20 protein-coding genes and 1 tRNA gene are annotated in these 24,428 nt (G+C 63.8%); 8 read left to right on the forward strand and 13 right to left on the reverse strand.

Translation table 11 applies throughout. The annotated features are described in order from the left end of the window. Window positions 1–16 precede the first annotated feature (16 nt). From HS053_RS13775 to HS053_RS13785, 3 genes are all read right to left on the reverse strand, one after another. Window positions 17–370 carry a cupin domain-containing protein gene (locus HS053_RS13775; protein ID WP_174211837.1) on the reverse strand — a complete coding sequence of 118 codons (354 nt, stop codon included), beginning with the start codon at window positions 368–370 and terminating at the stop codon, window positions 17–19. Window positions 371–387: 17 nt separating this feature from the next. Then, complete coding sequence (locus tag HS053_RS13780; protein WP_174211838.1) at window positions 388–1,749, reverse strand: flavin monoamine oxidase family protein; 1,362 nt, start codon at window positions 1,747–1,749, stop codon at window positions 388–390. A 71-nt stretch (window positions 1,750–1,820) separates the two neighbouring features. Beyond that, the gene (locus tag HS053_RS13785) at window positions 1,821–3,407 is read right to left on the reverse strand and encodes an ABC transporter substrate-binding protein (protein ID WP_174211839.1); all 1,587 of its coding nucleotides are present in this window, start codon (window positions 3,405–3,407) and stop codon (window positions 1,821–1,823) included. A gap of 157 nt (window positions 3,408–3,564) precedes the next feature. Between HS053_RS13785 and HS053_RS13790 the strand changes: the two genes are divergently transcribed. Next, entirely contained in the window at window positions 3,565–4,557 is a 993-nt protein-coding gene (locus HS053_RS13790; protein WP_174211840.1) for a GlxA family transcriptional regulator, read from the forward strand. A 99-nt stretch (window positions 4,558–4,656) separates the two neighbouring features. On the opposite strand, the gene gltB is transcribed toward HS053_RS13790, so the two are convergent. The 5 genes from gltB to HS053_RS13815 form a co-directional block, all read right to left on the reverse strand. After that, window positions 4,657–9,195, reverse strand: coding sequence for a glutamate synthase large subunit (gltB, locus tag HS053_RS13795; protein WP_174211841.1), 4,539 nt, complete (start codon window positions 9,193–9,195; stop codon window positions 4,657–4,659). Window positions 9,196–9,198: 3 nt separating this feature from the next. After that, on the reverse strand, window positions 9,199–9,933 hold the full coding sequence (locus HS053_RS13800) for a hypothetical protein (RefSeq protein WP_174211842.1): 735 nt from the start codon (window positions 9,931–9,933) through the stop codon (window positions 9,199–9,201). Window positions 9,934–10,064: 131 nt separating this feature from the next. Then, window positions 10,065–11,501: an NAD(P)-dependent oxidoreductase gene (locus HS053_RS13805; RefSeq protein ID WP_174211843.1), complete on the reverse strand. Its 1,437-nt coding sequence runs from the start codon at window positions 11,499–11,501 to the stop codon at window positions 10,065–10,067. A gap of 157 nt (window positions 11,502–11,658) precedes the next feature. Then, complete coding sequence (locus HS053_RS13810) at window positions 11,659–12,456, reverse strand: undecaprenyl-diphosphate phosphatase (RefSeq protein ID WP_174211844.1); 798 nt, start codon at window positions 12,454–12,456, stop codon at window positions 11,659–11,661. Window positions 12,457–12,459: 3 nt separating this feature from the next. Then, a complete protein-coding gene (locus HS053_RS13815) occupies window positions 12,460–13,446 on the reverse strand; it encodes a complex I NDUFA9 subunit family protein (protein WP_174211845.1) in 987 nt (328 codons plus the stop codon). A 184-nt stretch (window positions 13,447–13,630) separates the two neighbouring features. Between HS053_RS13815 and HS053_RS13820 the strand changes: the two genes are divergently transcribed. Next, window positions 13,631–13,715: transfer RNA gene (locus HS053_RS13820), tRNA-Leu, on the forward strand. A gap of 70 nt (window positions 13,716–13,785) precedes the next feature. Here HS053_RS13820 and HS053_RS13825 read toward each other — a convergent pair. Continuing rightward, a complete protein-coding gene (locus HS053_RS13825) occupies window positions 13,786–14,652 on the reverse strand; it encodes a MurR/RpiR family transcriptional regulator (RefSeq protein WP_277817068.1) in 867 nt (288 codons plus the stop codon). 126 nt (window positions 14,653–14,778) lie between these two features. Between HS053_RS13825 and HS053_RS13830 the strand changes: the two genes are divergently transcribed. Genes HS053_RS13830 through HS053_RS13850 form a run of 5 tightly spaced genes read left to right on the forward strand, consistent with a single transcriptional unit; the run spans window position 14,779 to window position 19,641 of the window. Next, a complete protein-coding gene (locus HS053_RS13830; RefSeq protein WP_174211847.1) occupies window positions 14,779–15,798 on the forward strand; it encodes a polyamine ABC transporter substrate-binding protein in 1,020 nt (339 codons plus the stop codon). Then, window positions 15,799–16,866, forward strand: coding sequence for an ABC transporter ATP-binding protein (locus tag HS053_RS13835; protein WP_174211848.1), 1,068 nt, complete (start codon window positions 15,799–15,801; stop codon window positions 16,864–16,866). Next, window positions 16,866–17,750, forward strand: a complete 885-nt coding sequence (locus HS053_RS13840; RefSeq protein WP_174211849.1) for an ABC transporter permease — start codon at window positions 16,866–16,868, stop codon at window positions 17,748–17,750. The genes HS053_RS13835 and HS053_RS13840 overlap by 1 nt, the downstream gene beginning before the upstream one ends. Beyond that, entirely contained in the window at window positions 17,743–18,579 is an 837-nt protein-coding gene (locus HS053_RS13845) for an ABC transporter permease (protein WP_174211850.1), read from the forward strand. The genes HS053_RS13840 and HS053_RS13845 overlap by 8 nt, the downstream gene beginning before the upstream one ends. Then, window positions 18,580–19,641: a DmpA family aminopeptidase gene (locus HS053_RS13850; protein ID WP_174211851.1), complete on the forward strand. Its 1,062-nt coding sequence runs from the start codon at window positions 18,580–18,582 to the stop codon at window positions 19,639–19,641. 36 nt (window positions 19,642–19,677) lie between these two features. Here HS053_RS13850 and HS053_RS13855 read toward each other — a convergent pair whose 3' ends face one another. Further along, window positions 19,678–21,330 (reverse strand): flavin monoamine oxidase family protein, encoded by a 1,653-nt coding sequence (locus tag HS053_RS13855; protein WP_174211852.1) that lies wholly within the window; start codon window positions 21,328–21,330, stop codon window positions 19,678–19,680. 46 nt (window positions 21,331–21,376) lie between these two features. Here HS053_RS13855 and HS053_RS13860 point away from each other — a divergent pair, with 46 nt between their 5' ends. Further along, window positions 21,377–22,198: a carbon-nitrogen hydrolase family protein gene (locus HS053_RS13860; protein WP_241699868.1), complete on the forward strand. Its 822-nt coding sequence runs from the start codon at window positions 21,377–21,379 to the stop codon at window positions 22,196–22,198. Window positions 22,199–22,204: 6 nt separating this feature from the next. Here HS053_RS13860 and HS053_RS13865 read toward each other — a convergent pair whose 3' ends face one another. From HS053_RS13865 to HS053_RS13875, 3 genes are all read right to left on the reverse strand, one after another. Beyond that, on the reverse strand, window positions 22,205–22,990 hold the full coding sequence (locus HS053_RS13865) for an HpcH/HpaI aldolase family protein (protein WP_174211853.1): 786 nt from the start codon (window positions 22,988–22,990) through the stop codon (window positions 22,205–22,207). Between the two features lie 69 nt (window positions 22,991–23,059). After that, window positions 23,060–23,617 carry a hypothetical protein gene (locus HS053_RS13870; protein ID WP_174211854.1) on the reverse strand — a complete coding sequence of 186 codons (558 nt, stop codon included), beginning with the start codon at window positions 23,615–23,617 and terminating at the stop codon, window positions 23,060–23,062. Between the two features lie 130 nt (window positions 23,618–23,747). Next, window positions 23,748–24,428, reverse strand: a complete 681-nt coding sequence (locus HS053_RS13875) for an aquaporin (RefSeq protein ID WP_174211855.1) — start codon at window positions 24,426–24,428, stop codon at window positions 23,748–23,750.

The raw sequence follows: 24,428 nt of genomic DNA on the forward strand, positions 1-24,428 counted from the left end.
GACCGCCCCTTTCGCCTCAGCCGACGGGACGCAGCGCCGCCCAATTCGGTGGCGTGACCACAAAGAACCCCGCCGTCGTGCCCTTTGACTTGTAGCGCAGCGGGGTGTCCTTTGGCAGCCACATCATGTCGCCCGGCTGCATGAAATGGTCCTTGCCGTTCACCTCGATCGAGAAGCTCTCCTCGATGCTGTGACAAATCCAGACCTCGTCATACCAAAGGGTAAAGGGGATGTCGCAATCGCGGAACCAGACGGTCCCAGCGGCCATGCTGGCCTGATCCTTGTCGTCGATCTGCACATGGGTCGAACCGCCCCGGGGCGACCAGTTCTGCACCAGATCGGCAAAGCGGCAAAGTTTCACTTCGGACATGTCCTGCTCCTTGCGTTTCAATGCGCCAGCGCGGTCAGAACCTGCCGGGCCGCCGCCTCCCCCGCAGCAAGGGCGCCTTCCATATAGCCGCGGAATTCGGTCGCCATATGCGTGCCCGCCCAATGGATCGGACCGGCAGGCGCGCGCAGGGCCGCGCCGTATTGCGTCAACTGCCCCGGCACGAGGAAGGGGCTTGAGGCGCCGCCCGACCATTGCTCGTCGGCCCAGACCTGCATGTGGAACTCCAGAGGGGTCTGCGCCTCCGGCCCCAGGGCCTGGGCAAGAACGGCCAGAACCGCCCGCCGCCGCCCGGCCTCGTCAAGCGGGTCCACATGCAGCGCGGCCTTGCCCGAGAACAGCGCAATCATCACGCCATGGCCCGGCTCTGCACCGCTGATGTCCAAGGCAGCCGTCAGCGCGCCGCTGGTCGAGATGACATGCCCGTTCAGCCCCTTCTCGCGCCAGAACGGCCGATCATAAACGGCAACCGCCTTGGAATTGCGGCCATTGGGAAAACGTTGGTGCAGCAACCGGCGCGCGGCAGGCAGCGCCGGCGCAAAACCGATCTGCTGCACCATCGCCGGAGAGCAGGCGAAAATCACCTTCTCCGCTTCAAAGCGGCCGCCATCGGTTTCCACCGCAACGCTCTTGTCGGACCATTCCACGCGCCGCGCCGCGCTGCCCAGAAAGACATCGCCGTCAAGGTCGGCGGCCATTCCTTCCGAAACCCCTTGCGAGCCCCACAGATGCTCGGACATGCCGCCCGTCTCGACATCGGACATGAAGCGGGGGCCGCCGCAGCCGCGAAGCTTCTGGATTAGCTCAAGGGCTGACACCTCTTCGGGCATCACGCCGTAATAGGCCCCGGGCAGCCGCAGCAGGGCGTTGCGCGCCATTCCCGGCGGCAGGATTTCGCAAACCCAGCTCTGATAGGTCATCTGGTCAAGGCGCGCAGCAAGCTCCCCCTCCCAAGGATTGGCCGGAAGCGCATCGAAGACGCCATAAAGCGTGTCGAACGCCTGCGTATAGGCCGCCCAATCCGCCTCGCTCATACCGGGAATCGTCCCCATCGGGCCGCGGAACGTCTTGTCTTCATGGATGCAAATTCGCGCGCCATCGGCGAATTGCTTGCGCACGGGCACGTCATAGCGCCGGATCAGCCCGTAAATCCGTTTGTGGAATTTCGAGACCCACTGACCGCCAAGATCCACCCGGCGCCCCAACGTCGGGCTGTGCGGCGAAAGGGTCAACCCGCCCACGCGGTCGCGCGCCTCAAGGACCGCAACCGACCGGCCCGCCTCCTTGAGGTGCAGCGCGGCATAAAGGCCGGACAGGCCGCCACCGATGACAATGACCTGACGCCTGACGACGGTGTTCATTTCTTGCTCTTTCCATTGAATTGCGTGGCTCTGCGGGGGCATCCCCCCACAGAGCCGATTGCCGGGCCGGATCACTTGGCCCAGTGCAGCTCGCCAAGAACCAAATTGCAGCAGGCCGAAATCCGGGCCCCTTGCAGGGCAGGGTTGGAGACGAGGATGGTATCGGGCGCAACGATGGGAAGGATAATCCGATCCTGCGCCATGATCGCCGAAAGTTCGGCAAAGGCCGCCTCGCTCTCGGCGCCGCTGGTGCTGAGGGCACGCTTCAGGATGTCCTGACCATCGGGATGGGCCAGCGCCGGGTCACTGGCGCCACCGGCACGCTTGTGCCAGACCGTGCCGTCAACCATGCCGAAGTAGCCGAAATACTGCGACGAACCATAGAAATCCGGCACAAAGAACACCGCCGTCATCGGAATGCCATCGCCGTTCACCCGCTCCCGCCAGACGGGGAACTCAAGCGGCTCCAGCACGATCTTGATGCCGACCGCAGCAAGGTCCATCTGGATTTTCTGCATCATCAGGGTGAAATCGACGCCATATTGCCGCACATTCGGGAAAGCGGCCTGCAGCGTGAACTCGGCCGGTGCGCCGCCTTCGTCCAGCAGCTTGCGCGCAAGGGCCGGATCATAGGCCGGAAGATCATGCCCGCTGCCGCCCGGGAAATCCAGCGGGACCGGAGAAGCCAGACGATGCCCCTTGCCTTCCACGGTCAGCTCGATCAGCGCATCATAGTCGATGGCATGGGCGATCCCCTCGCGGACTTTGGCGGTCAGCGGAACGTCATTCGCCTTCGCCCCCGGGGACAGCGCAATATAGACCAGCGCCTGCGAGGGCATGGAACTGACCGCAACGCCGGGATCAGAGGCAACCCGACCAGCGGTCAGCGCATCAACCTGCATCGCCAGATCGGCGGCAGCGGTCTGCACAAGCTGCAACTGGCTTGCGGATTCCGCGGTTTGCAGCAATGCCGCCCCTTCAATCGCGGGTTTCTCGCCCCAATAGGCTTCGTTGCGCTTCAGGCGCAGGCTTTCGCCGGGGACATAGCTTTCCAGAACAAAGGGACCAGCCCCGGCCGAATTTGCCATCAGCCACGCCTCGGCCGTGTCGGCAGTATCGGCGGTTTCATCCGCGCGGCCGCCCTCTGCGGCAACAATGTCGGAATTCACGATCCCCATGTAAGGCGCCGAAAGCAGGCCCAGCAGCTCTGAATTGCTGTCCTTCATGCGGATGACAACGGTGTGGCCATCCTGCGCCACAAGCGTCTCGACACCGGCAAGCAGATAGCCCGCGCCTGCGGTGATGTGGCGAAGCCGGTCCAGTGACCAGACCACATCCTTCGCCTCGACCGGGGAACCATCGGAAAAGACAGCATCCTTGCGCAGATGGAAGGTGAACTCCTTCTGCGCAGCATCCGCCTCCCAGCTTTCGGCCAGCATCGGAACGATGGTCTTTCCATCGGAATCCAGATCGACCAGACGGGCATAGACCGCGCTCAGATAAATCTGGCAGGTGTCGCAAAAGCCCCGCGCCGGATCGAGCGAGTTCAGGTCCATATCGCGGGCGATGATCACGCCCTGCTCGGTCTGGGCGGCGGCCTCCAGCCCGGCAAAGGCCAGAAGGGCAGCCACCGAAAGCCCCAGCCGCAGCTTTGTCATGGACGACATTCGTTTCATCGCGCTCCTCCCTGAGCAGGTTTGTCAGCGCATCTTCCGAAAAGCGGGCGAAAGCGTGATTGCACATGGCGCCAGGAATATTGCATTTCCCGACAGAACCGCGACCATGCTGCGGATCGGCTGCGAAATTGGACATCTTATGGACATCTTTCGAATCGCCATGCTCTGCGTCGGCGAGATTTCGTTGCATACAGCCCTTCTGGCCGTCGAACCGTTCCGGGCTGCAAACCGGCTCGGTCCCGGCAAGCCGTTCGAGATTGACTTCGTTGGCCTGACGGGCGGTGTGCTGCACAGCATGATCGGCCTGCCGCTTGCAACGCGGGCGGTTGCAGAGATCGGTTCAAACGCCAATCTGGCGCTGATTCTGGCCTGCTATGACACCGAACCCAGCGAAAAACCGCGCCTGTTTTCCTGGCTGCGCGCCCTGCGCAAACGGGGGGCGCAAATCGCCGGCATTGATTACGCCCCGCTTCTGCTGGCCGAGGCCGGGCTGCTGACCAACCGGCGTGCGACCGCGCATTGGAGCGCACTGGCCGCCTTTTCGGAACGCCACGCCGATATCCGGGTTGAAGACGCGCTTTATGTCATCGACGGCGATATCGCCACCTGCGCCGGACAGATTGCCACCCTCGACTTCTCACTGGCCCTGCTGAAACCGCATGTCAGTGCCGAAATGTTTCAGGCCGTTCAGGACGACCTGGTTTATCGCGCCCGCGATCGTGGCGATCAGCCACAGCGCCCCTCGCGGATCGAAACGCAAAGGCGCGGCGATCCGGCCCTGACCAAAGCCATCGCCCTGATGGAAGCCCATATCGAAGATCCGCTGCCTGTGACCCAGATTGCGCGGCAGGTCGGGTTGAGCGAGCGGGAACTACAACGGCAGTTCCGCGGGCATATCGGTCAGGGTCCGACGCTGTATTACAGGGATATCCGGCTCAACCGGGCGTTCAACCTGTTGCAATATTCGGCACTGTCGGTCCGCGAGGTCGGCCTTGCCACCGGCTTTGCCGACCATTCCACCTTCTACCGTGCCTTCCGCAGCCGCTTTCACCAAAGCCCGCAAAACCTCCGCGCGGGCTTTCGCGCCGCCTCTGCCACGCCACACGGTCGGCAGATCGGCTTCACCACCTGATGCGCCGCTCCGAAGCCATCCGTGATACCCCCGGTCAGGCGGCAAATCCCCGGGCGTTTCGCATTTGAAAAGGCCCCCGGTTTCCCGGGGGCCTGTCGCTTATTCTGCAGGAACCTTCACCGCCTCATCCGACAGCGGATAGGGCAGGCGCGCGATCATTTCCTTGGGGCAGACTTGCAGGAAATTCGCCCGCTCGGCCTCCCAGTTGGCAAGGATGCGCTCGGCCTTGCGGCTGCCGGTTTCGGCCAGATGACGGGCGATCAGGCCCTTGAGCTGCGCCTCCCAATGCGGATGGGCCACGGCGCAGGCGATCAGGCTTTCGGGGTTGACGAAATCCTCGGCCGTGCCTTCGGGATCGTAGATATAGGCCATGCCGCCCGTCATCCCCGCACCGAAGTTGGCACCGATCCGGCCCAGGATCACCGCGACGCCACCCGTCATGTATTCGCAGCCGTTGGAGCCGCAGCCCTCGACCACCACCGATGCGCCCGAGTTGCGGACCGCAAACCGCTCTCCGGCCCGACCGGCGGCGAACAGGAACCCGTCCGTCGCCCCGTAAAGCACGGTGTTGCCGATGATGGTGTTCTCTTCCGCCTTCAGCGGGCTGGCCATCGCCGGACGCACTGCAATGGTGCCGCCCGACAGACCCTTGCCCACATAGTCGTTGGCGTCGCCCTGCACCTCGATCTTCAACCCGTTGACGGCGAACGCCCCCAGCGACTGGCCGCAAGACCCCTGCAGCTTCACCGTCAGATGGTCGGGTTGCAGGCTGTTGCGCATCCCGAACTTCTTGACGATATGGCTCGATGCGCGCGTCCCGATGGTGCGCAGCGTGTTGCGCACCGCATAGGACAGTTGCATCTTCTCGCCATCTTCAAAGAAGCGCGCCCCGTCGCGGATAATCTCGGCATCCAGCGTGTCGGGCACCGCATTGCGCGGCTTGGACCGATCATAGGTGATCTTCTGCGAGCTATCGACCGAGATCAGCAGCGGGTTCAGGTCAAGGTCATCCAGATGCGCCGAACCGCGGCTGACCTGCGACAGCAGATCGGCCCGCCCGATGATCTCATCCATCGACCGCGCACCGATGCTCGCCAGAATCTCCCGCACTTCCTGCGCGTAGAAGGTGATCAGGTTCACCACCTTGTCCGCCGTGCCGGTGAATTTGGCGCGCAGCCGTTCGTCCTGCACGCAGACCCCCACCGGGCAGGTGTTCGACTGGCACTGACGCACCATGATGCAGCCCATGGCGATCAGCGCGGCGGTGCCGATGCCATATTCTTCGGCCCCCATCATCGCCGCCATCACCACATCGCGGCCCGTGCGCAACCCGCCATCGGTCCGCAACGTCACCCGCTCGCGCAGGTTGTTCATCGCCAGCACCTGATGCGCCTCGGTCAGACCCATTTCCCACGGCAGCCCGGCATATTTGATGCTGGTGGCCGGGCTGGCCCCGGTGCCGCCGTTATGGCCGGAAATCAGGATCACATCGGCCTTGGCCTTGGCCACGCCCGCCGCAATCGTGCCGACACCGGACGAGGACACCAGCTTCACCGTGACCTTGGCGCGCGGGTTGATCTGCTTGAGGTCATAGATCAACTGCGCAAGGTCTTCGATGGAGTAGATATCATGGTGCGGCGGCGGCGAAATCAGCGTCACGCCCGGCGTGGAATGCCGCAGCCGCGCGATCAGCGCCGTCACCTTCATGCCGGGCAATTGCCCGCCCTCGCCGGGCTTGGCCCCCTGCGCGACCTTGATTTCCAATTCCTCGCAGGCGTTCAGATATTCCGCCGTGACGCCAAAGCGCCCGGAAGCCACCTGCTTGATCTTGGCGCTCGGGTTGTCGCCATTCGGCTCCGGCAGGAAATGCGCCGGGTCTTCGCCGCCCTCGCCCGAATCCGACTTCGCGCCGATCCGGTTCATCGCCACGTTCAGCGTCTTGTGCGCCTCGGGGCTCAATGCCCCCAGCGACATCCCCGGCGTCACGAACCGCTTGCGGATCGAGGTGATGCTTTCCACCTCTTCGATCGGCACCGGCTTGCCCAGCGCCTTGATGTCCAGAAGGTCACGAATGTGGATCGGCGGGTTCGCCCGCATCGCGGCCGAATATTGCTTCCAGATGTCAAAGCTGGCACGGTCGCAGGCCGATTGCAGCATATGCATGGTCTGCGCTTCCCAGGCGTGCTTTTCACCCGAGCGCCGCGCCTTGTAGAAGCCGCCAATTGGCAGCACATCGGCGCCGCCCAGCCAGCCCTTGGCATGAACCTCGACCACCTTCATCTGCAACCCTTGCAGGCCGATCCCCGAAATGCGGCTTTGCATCCCCGGGAAATACTCGGCCACCATGGCCCGGCTCAGACCCACGGCTTCAAAGTTCAGACCGCCGCGATAGCTGGAGATAACGCTGATCCCCATCTTCGACATGATCTTCAAAAGACCGGCGTCGATGGCGTCACGGTAGCTCCGCATCGCATCCAGAAGGCTGCCCTCCAGAAGGCCGCGGTTGATCCGGTCGGCGATGGAATCTTCGGCCAGATAGGGGTTCACCGTGGTCGCACCCGAGCCGATCAGCACCGCGAAATAATGCGGGTCAATGCATTCCGCCGAACGCACGTTGATCGAACAGAAGGTCCGCAGCCCCTTGCGCGTCAGCCAGCTATGCACCGCGCTGGTGGCAAGGATCATCGGCATCGCCACCTTGGCCGTGCCCTGATGCTCGTCCGTCAGGATGAGCTGCCCGGCGCCCGAGCGCACGGCGTCCTCGGCCTCGGCGCGGATACGTTCCAGCCCCTGACGCAGCGCATCATGGTCGGCCCCCGCCGGGAAGGTGCAGTCGATGAAGGCGACCTGCGCGCCGAACCGTTCAACCAGCACCTCGAACTCGCCATTGGCGATGAACGGGCTTTCCAGCACCAGAATCTCGGTCTGGCTGGAGTTTTCGTCCAGCACGTTGCGCAGGTTGCCGAACCGTGTTTTCAGCGACATCACCCGGCCTTCGCGCAAGCTGTCGATCGGCGGGTTGGTCACCTGGCTGAAGTTCTGCCGGAAGAAATGGCTCAGGGGCCGGTAGACCGACGACAGCACGGCGGCAGGCGTGTCATCGCCCATCGAGGCGACCATTTCCTTGCCGTCTTCGGCCATCGGCGCCAGAACCTGTTCCAGTTCCTCCACCGTATAGCCCGCCGCGATCTGCCGCTTGCGCAGTTCGGCGCCGGTGTGAACCGCCTTTTCCGGCACATCATGCAACAAGGCGTTCAGATCAACGATCTTGCCCACCCAATCGCCATAGGGCTGATTTCCGGCCAGTTTGTCCTTGATCTCGGTGTCGTGGTAAAGCTTGCCATTCGCCATATCGACGGCAATCATCTGCCCCGGCCCCAGCGCGCCCTTTTCGCGCACGGTGCTTTCATCGACCGGCACCATCCCGGCTTCGGACCCCGCAATCAGCATCCCGTCGCCGGTGATGACATAGCGCATCGGCCGCAGCCCGTTACGGTCCAGCCCGCCGCAAACCCAGCGTCCATCGGTCATGGCCAGCGCCGCCGGCCCGTCCCAAGGCTCGATCACCGAGTTGCAGTAGGAATACATATCCGCCCATGCCTTGGGCATGTTGGTGGTGGCCTTCGACCACGCCTCGGGCACCAGCATGGTTTTCGCCATCGGCGCCGAACGGCCCGAACGCACCAGAACCTCAAACACCGCATCCAGCGCGCCCGAGTCAGAGGTGCCGCCCGGGATGATCGGCTTGATATCCTCGGCCATCTCGCCAAAGGCGCTGGAAGCCATGCGAATCTCGTGGCTCTTCATCCAGTTGACGTTGCCCTTCAGCGTGTTGATCTCGCCGTTATGGGCCAACATGCGGAAGGGCTGCGCCAGCCACCACTGCGGGAAGGTGTTGGTGGAATAGCGCTGGTGATAGATCGCAAAGGCGCTCTCGAAGCGTTCGTCCTGCAGATCAGGGTAGAACACCGAAACCTGCTCGGCCAGCATCATGCCTTTGTAGATAATCGACCGGCAGGACAGGCTGCACAGATACATGCCCTGAATGCCCGCCGCCGTCGCCGCCTTCTCGATCCGGCGGCGAATGATATACAGCTCGCGCTCAAACTGCTCGGGGTCCGAACCGTCTTCGCAGCGGATCAGGATCTGCTCGATCTCGGGCCGCGTCGCATTGGCCTTTTCCCCCAGAACCGAGGTATCCACCGGCACATGCCGCCAGCCATAGATGTAATGGCCCATCCGCAGCACTTCGGTTTCCACGATGGTCCGGCACCGCTCCTGCGCGCCGAAATCGGTGCGCGGCAGGAAGACCTGACCGACCGCGATCAGCTTTTTCGTATCCGGCTCATGGCCCGTGCGGCGGACCTGATCGTAAAAGAACTTCACCGGGATTTGCACATGGATGCCCGCGCCGTCGCCGGTCTTGCCATCGGCATCCACCGCGCCCCGGTGCCAGATCGCCCGCAGGGCCGAAATCCCGCTTTCCACCACCTTGCGGCTGGGCTTGCCGGAAATCGACACCACCAGACCCACGCCGCAGGACGAATGCTCATCCTCGGTCTTGTAAAGCCCGTTCGCGTCCATCCAGGCGCGCTTTTCTTCTTCGGCCTTCACCCAGGCTTCATCATAGATCGTCATGGCTCACTCCTTCGGGCTGGCGGTCGTCAGGTGGAAACGCGCCTGATGCAGCCCCGCGCCGGGGGCCTGCGACATCAGCGCATCGCATTCGAAAATCGGTTGGGTCGCGGCAAATCCCGGCTCACCCGGCTGGATGAACTGCACCGGGCTGCCTTCCAGCGGCGACCATGTGCCATCGGGCTGCAACCATTCCGAGGTGCCGGAAAAGAACAGCCGCCAGTCGCGGTGGATATATTCTTTCCCCCGCGCTGTGCGCAGCACGTTCCCGGCATCGTCGGTCTCGGTATATTCGAACTCGGTCTGGTCCAGCGTCACGCCGTCGATGGTAAAGGTCTTGCCGGTCAGCACATCATGGCCGCGCACCTTGGAATGCTGCCCGTCATCCTTGGACAGCTCAAAGATGAAATCGTCGCGGCCCTTGGTCAGCAGATCGTCAAAGCTGGCCGGGTCCGCGGGATTGGGATCAAGCCGCTGCGTCACCATCGGGTTCAGCTCGATGCTTTCCACCCATTGCGTCTCGCGGTCGATCCGGCTCAGGAAGAACAGCCCCTCCTGATCGAAATCGGCCCGCCACTGATCGCCGGGGGCATCGCCCTCGCATTTGTAGTAATTCGCCACATAGCAGCCACGCGACTGCACCGTCAGCCAGGCCGTGCAACCCTCGGGCGGGGTGAAGCTGCCCGCCTCTGCGGCCACAGGCAGCATCAGGGCGAAGGTCAGGGTCATCACGTTGCGCATTGCCGTCTCCTGCCGATGGGTCAGCCGGGCTGACCGTTCAATTCCGGGGGCGCCTGGGTGGGGTTGCGGGCTGTATCTACGGAAAAAATACGCAGAAACTACAGAAGCACGACGCAAACCTGACGCCCGTTTTATTCTGCCGCCACAGTGGCCGATTGCGCCAGATAGCCAAGGATCGCATCGGCGGCTTCGCGCCCGTCGCGGATTGCCCAGACCACCAGAGAAGCGCCGCGCACGATGTCGCCCACCGCATAAACGCCCGGCAGGCTGGTGGCATGGCTGCGGAAATCGGCCTTGATGGTGCCCCAACGGGTCACGGCCAGTTCCGGCACACCCCACAGCGTCGGGATCGCCTCGGGCTCAAAGCCCAGCGCCTGCACCACCAGATCGGCGGGTTCGACATAATCGGCACCCTCGATCACCTCGGGCGACTGGCGGCCGCTGGCATCGGGGGCGCCAAGGCGCATCTTCTGCACCATCACGCCCTCAACCTCGACCCCGCCGGTAAAGCCCTTGGGCGCCGAAAGCCAAACGAATTCAACGCCCTCTTCCTCGGCATTCTGCACTTCGCGCTGGCTGCCCGGCATATTGGCCTTGTCGCGGCGATAGAGGCATTTCACCGAAACCGCGCCCTGCCGGATCGCCGTGCGCACGCAGTCCATCGCGGTGTCGCCGCCACCGATCACCACCACGCGCTTGCCCTTGGCATCCAGAGCGCCACTGTCAAACTCGGGCACATCATCGCCAAAGCTCTTGCGGTTGGAAGCCGTCAGATAATCCAGCGCCTTGACGATGCCGCGGGCCCCCGCGCCCGGCGCCTCGATGGCGCGCACCTTGTAGACGCCGGTGGCAATCAGCACCGCATCATGCTGGCCGCGAATAGCGTCAAACGACAGGTCCACCCCGACATTGCAGTTCAGCACAAAGGTCACGCCCGCCTCTTCCAGCTGAGCAATCCGTTGCATCACAACGGGTTTTTCCAGCTTGAAGCCCGGAATGCCATAGGTCAGCAGACCGCCCGCGCGGTCGTAACGGTCATAGACCGTCACCTGAATCCCCTTGCGGCGCAGGTTGTCCGCCGCCGCCAGCCCGCCCGGACCGGCGCCGATGATGCCCACCGATTCCACCCGCTCGGCATGGGGGCGGATCGGCTTGACCCAGCCGTTTTCCCAAGCCGTGTCGGTGATGTATTTTTCGACCGCGCCAATCGTCACGGTGCCGTGGCCGGACTGTTCAATCACGCAATTGCCTTCGCAAAGGCGGTCCTGCGGGCAGATACGGCCGCAGATTTCGGGGAAGGTGTTGGTGGCCTGCGAAATCTCATAGGCTTCTTCCAGACGGCCCTCGGCGGTCAGGCGCAGCCAGTCGGGGATGTTGTTGTGCAAGGGGCAATGCGACTGGCAATAGGGCACGCCGCACTGGCTGCACCGGCTGGCCTGCTCGGCGGCCTTCTGCGCCGCGAACTCCTGATAAATCTCATCGAAATCATGGCTGCGCGAAGATGCGTCACGCTTCTGCGGCATCTCTTTGCCCAGGGTGACAAACTTCAGCATCTTCTGCGTGGCCATGGCTGCGCCCTCCGGAATAACTCGCGTGGAAGGCATACGGGAAGCGCAGACAGAATAAAAGTCAACATGGCTGACCTATTTGTCGGTTTTTTCCGGCTGGCAGGGGTCTTTTTGGGTGACGCGGCAAATATTAGGTCAGCAGATGACACCTATCACCCTAAAACCCCAGCGAAAGCGCCACGAAAGCCACCGTCCCAAGGATGATTCGCCACCACCCGAACAGCGCATAGCCATGACGGGAGATATAGCCCAAGACCCATTTCACCACGATGACACCCGTGACAAAGGCCAGAAGAAACCCCACCCCGATCTGGCTCCATGCTGAAAAATCCAGCAGATCGCGGTTTTTCAGCAGGTCATAACCCACCGCCGCCGCCATGGTCGGCAGGGACAGAAAGAAGGAAAACTCGGCCGCCGCGCGCTTTTCCACGCGCAGGAACAAGGCCGCCACAATCGTCGCCCCCGACCGCGACACGCCGGGCACCATGGCCAGACATTGCGCGCAACCGATCAGCAATGCCTTGCGCAGGGGCAGCGCCGCCGCGTCAAACTCTTCCGGCGCGGGCGCCAGCCGGTCCACGAACAACAGGATCACCCCGCCCAGAACCAGCATCACAGCAATCAGCCGGGGGGTTTCGAACAGCACCGCCTTGATGAAATCATGCGCCAGCACCCCCACCACCACCGCCGGCAGAAAGGCCAGCAGCACCGAGACGATGAAGCGCAGGTTGCCCGGATCGCGCGGCGCCGAAAACACCTGCCACAGCTTGGCGGCATAAACCGTCATCAGAGCCAGAACGGCACCAAGCTGGATCACCACCTCAAAGGTTTTCCCGCTGCTCTCAAACCCCAGAAAATGCGACGCCAGCAGCAGATGCCCGGTGGAGGACACCGGAATGAACTCGGTCAGCCCTTCAAGCAGGCCCAGAAGCGCCGAGATGCCAAGATCGGCCAAGTGTCAGACTTTGCGCAGATTCTTGGCCGATTCCTTGATCGCGGCATATTGGCCCGAAGGGCGGTAGCGCCACAGATATTCCGGCAGCACGGCATCCAGATCGGTCGCCACGATGCCCAGATCGGCCAGCGTCCGCGCGTCGGGCGCCACCACATTGTCGCTGCGCAGGCTGGTCACCTGATCACGGGTCAGGATCTTGTTCGGGATCAGTCCCAGCGTCAGCGCCGAGGCGAAATCGGTTAGCCCGCCAATGATGCGACCCACAAAGAACGGCAGGTTCAGAACCAGACGACGGCGGCGGATCACCAGCAGCATCTTGACAATCAGTCCCTTCAGCGTTTCGACATCCGGCCCGCCCAGTTCATAGATGCCCGGCGCCGCCTGCCCCGTCACGCCCTTGACCGCCGCCTGCGCCACGTCATCGACATGGACCGGCTGGAACCGGGTATTGCCACCGACCAGCGGCAGAACCGGACCCCTGCCCGCCATCCCGGCAAAGCGGTTGAAGAACCCGTCCTCGCTGCCGAAAATCACCGAAGGCCGCAGGATCATGGCCGTGGGGAAGGCCGCCAGAACGGCCTTCTCGCCCTCGCCCTTCGACTGGGCGTAAAGGCTGGCCGCAGCCGGATCGGCACCGATGGCCGACAGATGCACCAGCCGCGCCACGCCCTCTTCGGCGGCAATCCGGGCCACGCGACCCGCGCCCTCGGCCTGCACGGCCTCAAAGTTGTTCTTTCCGCCACGGTCAAAGGTGCCGACGCAGTTCACCACCGCATCCGCCCCCCGCATCGCCGCGCGCACGCTGGCATCGTCGCGGATGTTGCACAGAACCGGCTCGACCTGACCGACGGCGCCATAGGGCTTGACGAACAGCGCCTCGTTCGGGCGGCGGACGGCGACACGCACGCGCCAGCCTTCTTTGGCCATGCGGCGGGCAATATAGCGCCCGACAAAGCCCGAACCGCCGTAGATCGTGACAAGCTTGCTCATCGCATACCCTCTCGCTGCCCCGCTTGCGGGGTCTGATCGCCTTGCCGCCTGAATATCTGCCCGCCCCAGCCCGGGCAAGCGCAAAGACCGGCAGCCCCCCGCGCAAGGCTGCGACGAAAAAACAGGAATCTTGGTGCGACCCCTGTTGACACCCCCCGCCACCTTCTCTAAATCGCCCCTCAGTGCCCAGATGGCGGAATTGGTAGACGCACTGGTTTCAGGTACCAGCGCTGCAAGGCGTGGAGGTTCGAGTCCTCTTCTGGGCACCAATTACCAAGAATGCCGCGTGATCCCAACGGATTACGCGGCTTTCTTGTTTTTCGCACCGGGGCTGGCGGGTCAGTAAAGCCCCAAATCGCGCATGATCGGTGGCCAGTCCTTGATCCGTTTGCGGGCCTTTTCGGGGGCGCGGCCGGCGATCTCATGGATGATCACATTCATCAGCGTGGTCATCGGTCCGGTGCTTTCCAGAAAGGCATCGACCTTGGTCGTGACATGAAAGACGAAAGGCGTCTCGGCCTGGGCCCAGGTGTTCAGCTCGTCCGTCACCACCACAACCTGCATTCCAAGGCCGCGCGCCGTCTGCACGACGGCCAGCGCCTCGCGGGCATAGGGGGCCATATCGATCAGGACCAGACAGCGCGCCTCGTTCGCGCGGCGGAACGAGGGAATCCATTCCACCAAACCGCCGTCATGCGGCGACAGGAACCGCACCGATCCGCGCACAATGGCAAGGCGCCGGGCAAAATCCTCGGCGATGCCGCGGATGGTCTGAAAGCCGGTCACGAAAACCTCGTCCGCGGCGGCGATGGCATCAATGGCCTGCGGCCAGGCGGGTTTTTCCACCTCATGCGCCAGAGCAAGGACGGCATCGGCATCCCGTTTCAGAATCGCGCCGATTTCGCTGTCCAGCAACCGGAAATAACGGTCGCTGGGCGAGACATGGGCATGGACCAGCGCCGCTTGCAGATCTTCCTTCAGGCCCTGCAAACCCTTGTAGCCCGCGCGTTTGAGGAACCGGCTGACGGTGATCTCGCTGACCCCGGTTTTCGCGGCGATCGAGGCGCCGGTTTCCAGCCCGAGCGTCGCCTCGTTCAGAATCAGCCACTGGGCGATGACCGCCTCTGATTTGGTCAAGCCGCCTGAAATGCTGCGCAATCTTGCGGCAAGCGGCGAATCTTCGGTCTGGGGCGGCAGATCATTCATGACAGAGTTTACAGCAATATTTCTAAATGATAGCGTTCTGTCATAGATATAACACGCCCGAGTCGCCGCCGCCAAGCCTTTTCACCACCAACGGCCCGACCAACTGGCACCAACCGGGAGAATGTCATGAAGGCAGTTGGAATTGCATCGGTCCTCGCACTTGCGGCCGGGATGGCGCAGGCGGAAGGATCGCTCGCGCTGTATAACTGGGGCGACTACATCAACCCCGATGTGCTGACGAAGTTCACCGAGGAAACCGGCATTGCCGTGACGCTCGACACCTATTCGTCGAACGAAGAGATGCTGGCCAAGATTCAGGCCGGTGCGACGGGCTATGACATCGTTTTTCCGTCTGTCCATATGAATGACATCATGATCAAGCTGGGCCTGCTGGAAAAGACCGGCATCAACAGCCATCCCGATTTCAAGAACATCAACCCCGCCTTCCTGCGCGCCAAGGAAGACCCGGCGAGCGAATATTGCCTGCCCTATGCCTGGGGCACCGTGGGGATCTTCTATAACGAGGCTGTCACCGGCCCGATCACCGGCTGGGCCGATTTCTTTGCCATTCCCGAAAAGACCGGCGGCAAGATCACCCTGCTGGACGACATGCGCGAGGTCATCGCCATCGGGCACATCATGAACGGCACCTCCGTCAACAGCACCGACCCGGCTGCGGTGCAGGCGGCGACGGATTATGTGCTGGCGCACAAGGGCGCCGTCTCGGCTTTCACCTATGAGGTGCCGCCGATGCTGACTTCGGGTGATATTGCGGCGGGGCATTTCTTTGTCGGCGGCAACGTCTTTTTCACCGAGACCCCGAACATCAAATATGTGATCCCGGCCGAAGGCGGCACGATGTATCAGGAAAACATCTGCATGTTGGCATCTGCGCCGAACAAGGAGAACGCCAGGAAATTCATGGAGTTCTACCTGCGCCCGGAGATTGCCGCGCTGAACGTCGCGCAACAGTTCAACGGCACACCCAACACCCCCGCCAATGATCTGACACCCGAGGCGATCAAGTCGAACCCGAATATCAACGTCGGTGCCGATACGATGGCGCGGCTTCAGATCTTTGAAGACATCGGGGCGGCGCTGAAGCTGTATGACCGCGCCTGGAACACCATCCGCACGGCGCAATAAATGGCACCGCTGCTGGAAATCCGCGAGGCGAGGCGCAGCTTTGTCACACCCGAAGGGGGCCGTCTGGCGGCCCTCGACGGGGTAAACCTGGATGTCGGCGCGAATGAATTCGTCACCCTGCTGGGCCCGTCCGGTTGCGGCAAGACCACACTATTGCGCGCGATTTCGGGGTTCGAGTCGCTGGACAGCGGCACGATGCGGCTTGACGGTGCCGACCTGACCGCGCTGCCGCCGTTCCGCCGCCCGGTGAATACGGTGTTTCAAAGCTATGCCCTGTTCGGCCACATGAGCGTCGCCCGCAATGTGGGCTATGCGCTGGAGGTGGCCGGCGTCGCCCGCGCCACGCGCGAGGCGCAGGTGGCCGAGGTGCTGGAGAAGGTCGGGCTTGCCGGCATGGGCGCACGCCGGCCGGGGCAATTATCGGGCGGCCAGCGTCAGCGCGTAGCGCTGGCGCGGTCGATCATCGCCAAGCCGCGGCTACTCTTGCTGGACGAACCGCTGTCGGCGCTGGACCGCAACCTCCGCCAGCAGATGCAGCTTGAACTGAAATCGCTGCAACATGCACTGGGCATCGCCTTCATCTTCGTGACTCATGATCAGGAAGAGGCGCTGACCATGTCGGACCGCATCGTGGTGATGCGGTCGGGACAAATCGAACAGATCGGCACCCCGCGCGAGATTTACCGCCACCCCAGGAACCGCTTCGTGGCCGAGTTCATCGGCGAAACCAACCTCTTCCCCGTCACCATCGACCGCGTGGAGGGGGCCGAGGCGCTGGCGCGCACCGCCGAAGGGGTAGAAATGCGCCTGCCCGGCAAGGACCGCAGGCCGGGTGAACAGGTGACGGCCATCCTAAGGCCCGCCGACTTTACCCTTGGCGGTGCGGGCATTCCCGGCCGGGTGACCCGCGCAGTCTATCTGGGGTCCGACCTCTATCTGTTCGTGCAGCCCTTGGCGGGGGGGCCGGAAATCCGCGTCATCGCCCGCGATGGCGCGGGGTTCGACGAAGGCGCTGCGGTGCATCTGGCCCACGATCCGGCCCGTGTGCATGTGCTGGAGGCGGCGTGATGGCAAACCGCCGGCAATCGGTGGCGCTGGGGATTCTTCTGGCGCCGGTCACGCTGTTCCTTGGGGTATTCTTCCTGCTGCCCCTTGGGATCATTGCGCTGTTTTCGGTGCTGACACCCGGCCTTTACGGCGGCGTGGAATGGGCCTTCTATCACTGGAACTATGGCCGCATCTTTGGCTGGGCCGACGGGATCATCGAGATTTACGAGCCGATCTATCTGCAGATCCTGCTGCGGTCGCTGTCGTTCGCGGCGCTGACGGTGATCCTGACGCTGATCCTGTGCTATCCCGTGGCGTTCTGGGTGTCGCGCCTGTCGGAACGCTGGCGGCTGGTGTTCATGTTCCTGATCACGCTGCCATTCTTTTCCAGCCTGATCGTGCGGCTATATGCGTGGCTGCTGATCCTCAAACCCTCGGGGCTGCTGAACGCGGCCCTGCTGGCGCTGGGGATCGTCGATGTGCCGCTGGAGATTCTTTATACCCCGACGGCGGTGGTTCTGGGCATGGTCTATGTCATGGTGCCCTTCATGTTCCTGCCGCTTTACTCGGCCGTGGACAACCTTGACCGCAGCCAGATCGAAGCCAGCCTGGATCTGGGCGCCAACCGGGTGCAGACCTTTGTGAAGGTGGTGCTGCCGCAGACCCTGCCGGGCATCATGGGCGGGGCGGTGATCGTCTTCATCCCTTCGGTCGGTAATTTCGTCGTGCCGGATGTGCTGGGCGGGGCCAAGGGGCTGATGATCGGCAATCTGGTCGAGCAACAGTTCCTGTCATCCCGCAACTGGCCCTTCGGCTCGGCGCTGTCGATGATCATCATGGCGGTGGTGCTGACCGTTCTGCTGATCTCGGTCACCCGGGCAAGAAAGGCGGGCGGCCATGCGTAACCCCATCGGCTGGGCCGGGCTGACGGCGTTTTCACTGGCCTTCTTCGCCTTCATCTATGCGCCCTTGTTCGTGATCATCGGCTATTCCTTCAACTCGAACCCGGTCAACATGATGATCTGGGAGAGTTTCACCCTTGACTGGTATACCGGCCTTCTGGGCCTGTCGGACCGCACGACAGATGTCAGCAACCGCGCGGCCTATGTCGAAAGCACCGGGCTCATGCTGGCGGCGCTGCGCACCTCGCTCACGGTGGCGCTGTTCACCACCACGATTTCGACCGTGATCGGCACCGCCACCGCCATTGCGCTGGCCCGCTATCGGTTCCGGCTGCGCGGGGTCTACAACGGGTTCCTGATGCTGCCGATGATGATGCCGGATATCGTGCTGGGCATCGGGCTGCTGATCTTCTTTGTCAGCATCGGCATGAACCTGTCGATCCTGACCATCATCATCGGCCATTGCACGTTTCTGACCTCTTACGTCTTCATCATCGTGCAGGCGCGCATGGCCGGGCTTGATCCGGCGCTGGAAGAGGCGTCGGCCGATCTTGGCGCCTCGGAATGGGTGACGCTGCGCAAGGTGCTGTTGCCGCAACTGGCGCCCGGCATTCTGGGCGGCGCGCTTCTGGCCTTTGTCATCTCGATGGATGATCTGGTGATCACCTATTTCGTTTCTGGCACCGGCGACACCACCCTGCCCGTCTTCATCTTCGGCATGATCCGGCGCGGCGTTAAACCCGAGATCAACGCCATCGCCACATTGATCATCCTTGCCTCGGTGGTGATCGCCGCCCTTGGCCTGTGGCTTCGCAGCAGAAAGACAGATTGAATGACAAAACCGCGCGCGCGTGACCTTGGTTTGCCGTTTCCCGGCACCCCGGGCCCCCTGAATGCCATCACCGATGTCGCCGGTGTGGCCGTGGGTTTCTGCACCCTGACCGACCCCGCCAAGAAGATGCGCACGGGCGTCACCGCCATTCTGCCACGCCCCGCGACAGTACCGCAGCCGGTCTGGGCCGGGCAATATGCGCTGAACGGCAATGGCGAGATGACCGGGACGCATTGGATCAACGATGCGGGGTATTTTCTGGGGCCGATCCTTATCACCAATACCCATGGCGTGGGCGCGGCCCATCTGGGGGCCACCCGCTGGATGATCGGGCATTACGCCGATTATTTCGCCAAGGAACACGCCTGGGCGATGCCGGTGGTGGCCGAAACCTATGACGGCGTGCTGAACGACATCAACGCGCTGCATGTGCAGCCGGAACATGCCATCGCGGCGCTGGAGGCCCGCAGCACCGGCCCGGTGGCCGAAGGGGCAACCGGCGGCGGCAATGGCATGATCGCTTATGAGTTCAAGGGCGGCACGGGCACCGCCTCGCGCCGGATCGAGCTTGGCGGGCAGGGTTACACCGTGGCGGCGCTGGTGCAGGCCAATCACGGCATAAGGCCATGGCTGACGATTCTTGGCAAACCCGTCGGCGCACTGATGCCGGAAGACGCGCTTTACACCGGCGAGATGGGGTCGATCATCGTGGTCGTCGCCACCGATGCGCCACTGTCAGGGCTGGCGCTGCGGCAACTGGCCAAGCGGGCGGCCATCGGCATCGGGCGCGGCGGCACGCCGGGCGGCAACAATTCGGGTGACATCTTTCTAGCCTTCTCGACCGCCAACGAAGGGCCGATGCCGCAATTCGCCCCCGCCGTTTCCGCCCGGCAGGAGCTGAACATCGAATTGCTGGACAACCTCTATCTTGCTGCCGTCCAGTCGATCGAAGAGGCGGTGGTCAATGCGATGGTCGCCGGAGAAGACACCCCTACGGTCAAGCCCGAAGGCCGGATTTGCCGCGGGCTGGACCGGCGGCGGCTGGCCGAGATCTTTGCCTGATCCCCGCCAATGCCGCGCCGGTCCGGTCGGCGCGGCCTAGTCGCCCAAGGCCACGGGGCCAATCGCCCCCCACAGATCGCCCGGCCCGGGGTTCTCCTCCGGGCTGGTGCCGCCAAGATGGGTCATCACCCCCCAGACCGCGTTCAGCGCCGTCTGCACCGCGCCCTCGACCCAGGCGGGGGTCCAACTTATGCCATCGCCGGCAAGGAAGATGCCCCGCTGTTCCGCCGGCAGGTCGGCCTGCATGAAATGGCCATACATCCGGTGGTTATAGCGGTAATGCCCCGGCAGCGCGCCCTTGAAGGCGCCAAGGAAATTCTCGTCCGCCTCCCAGCTTACGCAGATCGGATTGCCGCGGATATGGCTGCGGATATCGACCCCCGGATAAATCCGTTCCAGCGCGGACAACGCCAGCTCCACGCGCTTTTCCGGGCCATAGGGCAGCAGTTTCAGCGCATCGGTCATCCAGGAATAAGACAGGCAGATCACCGCAGGCTTGTCCGGGCCGTTGTCGAAGAAATAGGTGCCGCGGGTGTTGCGGTCGGTCAGGGTCATCGACAACAGCGGGCGGCCATCCGGCCCGGGGTCGTTCCAGAACGGCCGGTCCACCATGACAAAGGTCTTGGCCGCCTGCATATAACGGGTGCGGTCCAGCGCCATCCACAGCTTCTGGTCAAACAGAGCCTCCTCCACCGAAACCGAGGTGGTCAGAAGATGGCTTTGGCAGGTGACCAGAACGGCGGCATAGCTGCGCGTCACGCCCCATTGATCGGTCACCGTCAGGGCGCCGCCCGCGTCCCGACTGATGCGCACCGCGCGGCCCAGCGTCGCCCCGCCATTCAGCGCGGCCAGCGTCGTGCCCTCGGGCCAATGCGCGCAAGGAGCGGGCTGACGCCAGAGCCGGTGCAGCACATTCTCGACCCCACCGACGATGAACCGCTGATGATCGTCCAGTTCCAGCAGGTTCACCCGCAGGATTTCCAGCATCGAATTCGGAAAGTCGCTGTCCCAGCCGCCGGTGCCGAAACCCACCTGACCAAACACCTCCCGGTGGCGGAAGCTGAGATTGCGGAAGGCGGTGGAAGAGGTGACGAATTCGTAGAACGTCCGCTCGTCCCATGCCGCGACGATCGGATCCCAGATCGCCTTGAGGCGCGTCACGTCGCGGTCGCGCACGGCCTGCGTCAGGGCGGCAAAATCGGCGTGTTCCTCAAGCGCCGCACGATAGGCGGCGGCAACCTCGTGATAGATTCTCGGCAGATCGTCGAGGCTGCGGGCGAAATGCGTCTCCCCTTCAAGGTCGATCACGGTGGAGCCTGCGGCAGCGGTCAGCGGGTTGGGGAAGGGGCGGCTTTCGATGCCCAGCGCATCGACATAATGGTAAAACGCCCGCGACGAGACGGGAAAGCGCATTCCGCCCAGTTCGGCCACCACATCCTCGGTGCCTTCGAAGACTTCCGACTGCAAGCGGCCGCCGAACCTGCCGGATTCGTAAATCTCGGGCCGCAACCCCATCTTCATCAACTCATGCCCGGCAATGATGCCTGCGGCCCCGGCGCCGATCACCGCCACCGCCTGCCCATGCCGGTCGGCAGGCACGGCGCCCAAGCCTGCGGGATGGGTCAGCCAGTCGTCATAGGCAAAGGGAAAATCGGGGCCAAAGGCGGTAACGGGCTTGGGGCTGCTCATCTTCGGAAGGGCTTTCTAAACGACGCAGGATCGCGCAAATCTTGGCATGAGAATGCGGTTTATGGGGGCAAAAGTGAAGTTGGCACTCTGGCAGGCAAGCCCGACGAATGGCCGGATCGAGGCCGGAATTTCGGCACTTTGCACGCAGTTGCAGGCAGCGGCCACGGCGGGGGCGAAAATGCTGGTGGCGCCAGAGTTGTTCCTGCCCGGCTACAACCGCCCCGATCTGCACGCCGAACTGGCGCAGGGGCTGGACGGCGCATGGATCGCCCGGCTGCGCGGCATGGCGGCCGAGGCGGGCTGCGGCCTGTGCCTTGGCTGGGCCGAGCGGGACGGCGGGGCGGTCTATAATGCCGCCACCGCCATCGGCCCGGATGGCGCCCTTCTGGGCCATTACCGCAAGATTCAGCTTTACGGTCCGATGGAACGCGCCAGCTTTGCCCGAGGTGACAATCTTGGCCCGGTCTTCACACTGGAAGGGCGGCGGGCGGCGATGCTGGTCTGCTATGACATCGAATTTCCGGCCCATGCCGCGGCGCTGGCGCAGGCGGGGGCCAGCCTTATCCTTGTGCCCACCGCCAATCCGGCAGGGTTCGAATATGTGCAGCGCCGTCTTGTTCCCGCCCGCGCGCATGAGAATGACGCCGTGGTCGCCTATGCCAATCTGGTCGGGGATGAGGGCGACGTGACCTTTGGCGGCCTCTCCGTCATCGCTGGCCCCGATGGCGAGCCGCTGGCCATGGCCGGCGCACGGGGCGAGGCGCTGCTGGTGGTCGATCTGGCTGCGGCGGAGGCGGTGCCGCAGGGCCTGCGCTCGGCCCAGCGGCAGGAATACCGCCCCGCCAGCATGGGCGAGGGGGGGCAGTAACCGGCCTCAGTAACCGGCCACCGTCTGCGCCGTGGTGTCGTTCAGCTCCGCCAGATGTCCGGCAAGGGCGCTGGCAAGGATTCGCACATCCGTCAGCAGCGTTGCGAAGTGAAAGCCCTGCGCCTGCATCCGCCGGATCATCGCGGTGGAGCCGGTGTGAATCCCGGCAATCCGCCCCCCCGCCCGGGCCCGGCGAACGATGGCACCGATCGCCTCGATCACTTCGGGGGCGGTGGGGTCCAGCGTCGGCTCATGCCCCATGGACAGGCCAAGGTCGGACGGGCCAACATAGATGCCATCAATCCCCTCCACCGCAAGGATGGCGTCCAGATTCTGCACCGCCTCGCGGGTTTCGATCATCGCCAGCACCAGCACCGCGTCATTGGCCGTCTTCGCATAACCCGGCCCGTGAACCATATTGGCCCGGGTGGGGCCAAAGGACCGTGACCCCAGCGGCGCATAGCGGGTGGATTGCACAAGGCGGCGGGCATCCTCGGCGGTGTTGATCATCGGGCAGATCACCCCGGCAAACCCGGCATCCAGGCATTTCATCAAGATACCCGGCTCATTCCACGGCACGCGGGCCAGAACCGGGGCGGGCAGACCCTGCAAGACCTGACACATGGTCAGCGCCATCTGATAGTCGATCAGCCCGTGTTGCAGATCGACCGTGACCATGTCGAACCCGGCGCGGCCCATGATCTCGGCGGTGACGGGCGAGGGAACGGCGCACCAGCCGTTCACGGCGGTTCCGCCTTGGGCGAAATGGCTTTTCAGATCGGTGATCGGCATGGGATGTCCTTGGCGCTGCACAGGCCAAGGATGGCGGCTGCCGGGCCGGATGACAAGGCCGCAGCCGGGTCAGCCCGCCATCGCCCGCGCCGCCAGCAGCACCGACAGAAGCGCCAGCCACAGCGCCGAACCCCGGTTCAGCCAGCGCCCCGTGCGCGACAGAACCCCGGCGCCCAGCGTGATCCACAAGAGCGAGACAGGCGGCATCACCGCCGCAAAGATCGCCAGAGCCGCGCCGGGCGCATTCAGCCCCGGCATCAGCACCAAGGCCATGACCAGTGCCTTGGGGTTCAACAGCGTCGTCAGCGCAAGGTTGCCCGCCGTTACCGCCTGCGCGCCGCCCGGTGCCGCAGGCGGCATCCGCCACAGCCGCAGCGCCAGCCATGCCACCCAAAGCGCCGCCCCGGCCGCCAGTGCCGGACGCAGCAACGGCAGTTGCGCCACCAAGGGCGCCCCCCAGATCAAAAGCGGCGCGATCACCGCCAGATAGGCCGCCAACTCAACCGGAATAAGCCGCAGCGAGGGCCACAGCCCCGCCCGCGCGCCCGACAGCGCCAGAAGCGAATTGGTCGGTCCGGGGGTGATCAGCAGCGCAAGAAGCGCAAGGGCAAGGGGGGCAGCGGTCATCATGGTTTCCTGTCGGGTCGCACCGGATATCCACCCGATACGGCAAGGCGGCCTTGATCGGGATCAAGGCCGCCCAACTTCCGCAAGGAAACCGTCTTCACGCGGCCCGTGCAAGGCCGTCATTGTCGCATCAGGCGCGGGTAAGGCCCGCCGCATTCACAATGCCCGCCAAAGCGCCACCGGCCAGCGGCGCCACGATGAACACCCACAGATCGGCCATCGCCTTGCCGCCGACAAACAGCGCCGGCCCGATCGACCGGGCGGGGTTCACCGAAACCCCGGTCACATTGATCCCCACCAGATGGATCGCCGCCAGCGTCAGCCCGATGGCCAGCCCGGCAAAGCCTGCGGTCGAACCCGGGCCGGTCGCCCCCAGAATCACCGTCACGAACAGAAAGGTCATCACAGCTTCAAAAATCAGCGCCGAGGTCAGGGAATATTCCCCCAGATAGCCCGCACCATAACCATTCTGGCCCAGCCCGTTCACCGCGATATCATAGCCCGGCGCGCCGCTGGCGATGGCATAAAGCAGACCGGCGCCGACAATGGCCCCCAGGATCTGCGCCACGACATAGCCTGCAAATTCCGCCGCCGTCATGCGCCCGGCCAACAGCACCCCCAGCGACACCGCCGGGTTCAGATGCGCCCCCGAAATCGCGCCAAGCCCATAAGCCGCCGCAACAATCGCCAGCCCGAAGGCCAGCGCGATCCCCAGCATTCCGATCTGCGCGCCCATCAGCACCGCAGCCCCGCAACCGAACAGCACAAGGATCAATGTCCCCAGGCCCTCGGCGATCAGCTTCTTTGTCAT

This window comes from Tabrizicola fusiformis (genome assembly GCF_013328815.1).
Classification (GTDB): Bacteria; Pseudomonadota; Alphaproteobacteria; order Rhodobacterales; family Rhodobacteraceae; genus Fuscibacter.

Excerpts from the sequence above, each read along its gene's own strand:
- HS053_RS13775 (WP_174211837.1), bottom strand. The coding sequence starts at position 370 with ATGTCCGAAGTGAAACTTTGCCGCTTTGCCGATCTGGTGCAGAACTGG.
- HS053_RS13780 (WP_174211838.1), bottom strand. The coding sequence starts at position 1,749 with ATGAACACCGTCGTCAGGCGTCAGGTCATTGTCATCGGTGGCGGCCTG.
- HS053_RS13785 (WP_174211839.1), bottom strand. The coding sequence starts at position 3,407 with ATGACAAAGCTGCGGCTGGGGCTTTCGGTGGCTGCCCTTCTGGCCTTT.
- HS053_RS13790 (WP_174211840.1), top strand. The coding sequence starts at position 3,565 with ATGGACATCTTTCGAATCGCCATGCTCTGCGTCGGCGAGATTTCGTTG.
- gltB (WP_174211841.1), bottom strand. The coding sequence starts at position 9,195 with ATGACGATCTATGATGAAGCCTGGGTGAAGGCCGAAGAAGAAAAGCGC.
- HS053_RS13800 (WP_174211842.1), bottom strand. The coding sequence starts at position 9,933 with ATGCGCAACGTGATGACCCTGACCTTCGCCCTGATGCTGCCTGTGGCC.
- HS053_RS13805 (WP_174211843.1), bottom strand. The coding sequence starts at position 11,501 with ATGGCCACGCAGAAGATGCTGAAGTTTGTCACCCTGGGCAAAGAGATG.
- HS053_RS13815 (WP_174211845.1), bottom strand. The coding sequence starts at position 13,446 with ATGAGCAAGCTTGTCACGATCTACGGCGGTTCGGGCTTTGTCGGGCGC.
- HS053_RS13825 (WP_277817068.1), bottom strand. The coding sequence starts at position 14,652 with ATGAATGATCTGCCGCCCCAGACCGAAGATTCGCCGCTTGCCGCAAGA.
- HS053_RS13830 (WP_174211847.1), top strand. The coding sequence starts at position 14,779 with ATGAAGGCAGTTGGAATTGCATCGGTCCTCGCACTTGCGGCCGGGATG.
- HS053_RS13835 (WP_174211848.1), top strand. The coding sequence starts at position 15,799 with ATGGCACCGCTGCTGGAAATCCGCGAGGCGAGGCGCAGCTTTGTCACA.
- HS053_RS13840 (WP_174211849.1), top strand. The coding sequence starts at position 16,866 with ATGGCAAACCGCCGGCAATCGGTGGCGCTGGGGATTCTTCTGGCGCCG.
- HS053_RS13845 (WP_174211850.1), top strand. The coding sequence starts at position 17,743 with ATGCGTAACCCCATCGGCTGGGCCGGGCTGACGGCGTTTTCACTGGCC.
- HS053_RS13850 (WP_174211851.1), top strand. The coding sequence starts at position 18,580 with ATGACAAAACCGCGCGCGCGTGACCTTGGTTTGCCGTTTCCCGGCACC.
- HS053_RS13855 (WP_174211852.1), bottom strand. The coding sequence starts at position 21,330 with ATGAGCAGCCCCAAGCCCGTTACCGCCTTTGGCCCCGATTTTCCCTTT.
- HS053_RS13860 (WP_241699868.1), top strand. The coding sequence starts at position 21,377 with ATGAGAATGCGGTTTATGGGGGCAAAAGTGAAGTTGGCACTCTGGCAG.
- HS053_RS13865 (WP_174211853.1), bottom strand. The coding sequence starts at position 22,990 with ATGCCGATCACCGATCTGAAAAGCCATTTCGCCCAAGGCGGAACCGCC.
- HS053_RS13870 (WP_174211854.1), bottom strand. The coding sequence starts at position 23,617 with ATGACCGCTGCCCCCCTTGCCCTTGCGCTTCTTGCGCTGCTGATCACC.
- HS053_RS13875 (WP_174211855.1), bottom strand. The coding sequence starts at position 24,428 with ATGACAAAGAAGCTGATCGCCGAGGGCCTGGGGACATTGATCCTTGTG.